Here is a 3205-nt window from a genome sequence, read left to right as displayed (position 1 = left end):
TCTGTGTGTTGTTTCAGATACCGCACAGTGGACGCGTAGCAACCTTTGTTGGTAAGTCCTCGGCCGATTAGTACCGGTCACCTCCACACGTTACCGTGCTTCCAGTTCCGGCCTATCAACCCCATGGTCTATAGGGGGCCTTAACCACTCGAGGTGGTGAGAAACCTCATCTTGGAACAGGCTTCCCGCTTAGATGCTTTCAGCGGTTATCCCTTCCGAACGTAGCCAACCAGCAGTGCCCTTGGCAGGACAACTGGCACACCAGAGGTTCGTCCGTCCCGGTCCTCTCGTACTAGGGACAGCCTTCCTCAAGTTTCTGACGCGCGCGGCGGATAGAGACCGAACTGTCTCACGACGTTCTAAACCCAGCTCGCGTGCCGCTTTAATGGGCGAACAGCCCAACCCTTGGGACCTACTCCAGCCCCAGGATGCGACGAGCCGACATCGAGGTGCCAAACCATCCCGTCGATATGGACTCTTGGGGAAGATCAGCCTGTTATCCCCGGGGTACCTTTTATCCGTTGAGCGACACCGCTTCCACATGCCGGTGCCGGATCACTAGTCCCGACTTTCGTCCCTGCTCGACCCGTCAGTCTCACAGTCAAGCTCCCTTGTGCACTTGCACTCGACACCTGATTGCCAACCAGGCTGAGGGAACCTTTGGGCGCCTCCGTTACATTTTGGGAGGCAACCGCCCCAGTTAAACTACCCACCAGGCACTGTCCCTGAACCCGATCAGGGTCCGAGGTTAGAAGTCCAATACGACCAGAGTGGTATTTCAACGACGACTCCACGAACACTGGCGTGCCCGCTTCACAGTCTCCCACCTATCCTACACAAACCGTACCGAACACCAATACCAAGCTATAGTGAAGGTCCCGGGGTCTTTTCGTCCTGCCGCGCGTAACGAGCATCTTTACTCGTAATGCAATTTCGCCGAGTCTGTGGTTGAGACAGCAGAGAAGTCGTTACGCCATTCGTGCAGGTCGGAACTTACCCGACAAGGAATTTCGCTACCTTAGGATGGTTATAGTTACCACCGCCGTTTACCGGGGCTTAAATTCTCAGCTTCGCGTCCGAAAACGCTAACCGGTCCTCTTAACCTTCCGGCACCGGGCAGGCGTCAGTCCGTATACATCGTCTTACGACTTCGCACGGACCTGTGTTTTTAGTAAACAGTCGCTTCTCTCTGGTCTCTGCGACCACACCCAGCTCGGGAAGTAAATTCCGTCACCAGACGTGGTCCCCCTTCTCCCGAAGTTACGGGGGCATTTTGCCGAGTTCCTTAACCACAGTTCTCTCGATCGCCTCGGTATTCTCTACCTGACCACCTGTGTCGGTTTGGGGTACGGGCCGTGTACCAACTCACTAGAGGCTTTTCTCGGCAGCATAGGATCACTGAATTCGCCTCAATCGGCTACGCATCACCTCTCAGGCTCGTGTGACACGGATTTACCTATGCCACGCCCTACCGGCTTACACCAGGTAATCCACCACCTGGCCCAGCTACCTTCCTGCGTCACCCCATCGCTTGACTACTACAGCAGGGGTCGTGCGCAGCCGCTTCAGGCTTCCCGAAGGAAGTCCCTCCACATTTGGGCACTTAGCACCACTGATTCGCCATTGGGCGCGGATACACGGGTACGGGAATATCAACCCGTTGTCCATCGACTACGCCTGTCGGCCTCGCCTTAGGTCCCGACTCACCCTGGGCGGATTAACCTGGCCCAGGAACCCTTGGTCATTCGGCGGACGAGTTTCTCACTCGTCTTTCGCTACTCATGCCTGCATTCTCACTCGCACAGCCTCCACAACTAGGTCACCCCGCTGCTTCCACGGCTGCACGACGCTCCCCTACCCACCCCAACACCTGGCTCGAAAGCAGGCGCATGTTGGAGTGCCGCGGCTTCGGCGGTGTACTTGAGCCCCGCTACATTGTCGGCGCAGGATCACTTGACCAGTGAGCTATTACGCACTCTTTCAAGGGTGGCTGCTTCTAAGCCAACCTCCTGGTTGTCTTCGCGACCCCACATCCTTTTCCACTTAGTACACGCTTAGGGGCCTTAGCCGGCGATCTGGGCTGTTTCCCTCTCGACTACGAAGCTTATCCCCCGCAGTCTCACTGCCACGCTCTCACACACCGGCATTCGGAGTTTGGCTGACTTCGGTAAGCTTGTGGGCCCCCTAGGCCATCCAGTAGCTCTACCTCCGGCGTGAAACACGTGACGCTGCACCTAAATGCATTTCGGGGAGAACCAGCTATCACGGAGTTTGATTGGCCTTTCACCCCTACCCACAGCTCATCCCCTCAGTTTTCAACCTAAGTGGGTTCGGGCCTCCACGACGTCTTACCGTCGCTTCACCCTGGCCATGGGTAGATCACTCCGCTTCGGGTCCATGACATGCGACTCTGGGCGCCCTATTCGGACTCGCTTTCGCTACGGCTACCCCACACGGGTTAACCTCGCCACACACCGATGACTCGCAGGCTCATTCTTCAAAAGGCACGCCATCACCCCACCAATAAAGGAAGGCTCTGACGGATTGTAAGCGTCCGGTTTCAGGTACTATTTCACTCCCCTCCCGGGGTACTTTTCACCTTTCCCTCACGGTACTAGTCCGCTATCGGTCACCAGGGAGTATTCAGGCTTACCGGGTGGTCCCGGCAGATTCACAGCAGATTTCACGGGCCCGCTGCTACTCGGGCACCCACTACAACAGAGCACGCATTTTCGCCTACGGGATTCTCACCCTCTACGACAGGCCGTTCCAGACCACTTCGACTAACACGCACTTTTCTGACTGTTGCCTACCACGGCAGTGATAGGAAAGTGAGCCCCACTACCCCACACGTGCAACACCTGCCGGCTATCACACACGCATGGTTTAGCCTCATCCGCTTTCGCTCGCCACTACTCACGGAATCACAATTGTTTTCTCTTCCTGTGGGTACTGAGATGTTTCACTTCCCCACGTTCCCTCCCCACCGCCTATATATTCAGCGGAGGGTGACACGACATCACTCGTGCCGGGTTTCCCCATTCGGAAATCCTCGGATCTCAGCTCGGTTGACAGCTCCCCGAGGCTTATCGCAGCCTCCTACGTCCTTCATCGGCTCCTGGTGCCAAGGCATCCACCGAACGCCCTTCAACACTTACAAACAAAGATGCTCGCGTCCACTGTGCAGTTCTCAAACAACACACCC

At 56.5% G+C, this 3205-nt stretch carries 1 rRNA gene; it reads right to left on the bottom strand.

Going from position 1 to position 3205, the window contains the following annotated elements:
- Window positions 1-47: 47 nt before the first annotated feature.
- Window positions 48-3160, bottom strand: a 23S ribosomal RNA gene (locus ON21_RS09335).
- Window positions 3161-3205: the final 45 nt, after the last annotated feature.

The organism is Nocardia araoensis NBRC 100135, from assembly GCF_000308435.1.
Taxonomy (GTDB): Bacteria; Actinomycetota; Actinomycetes; order Mycobacteriales; family Mycobacteriaceae; genus Nocardia; species Nocardia araoensis.
This window is presented reverse-complemented; position numbering and strand designations above follow the sequence as displayed.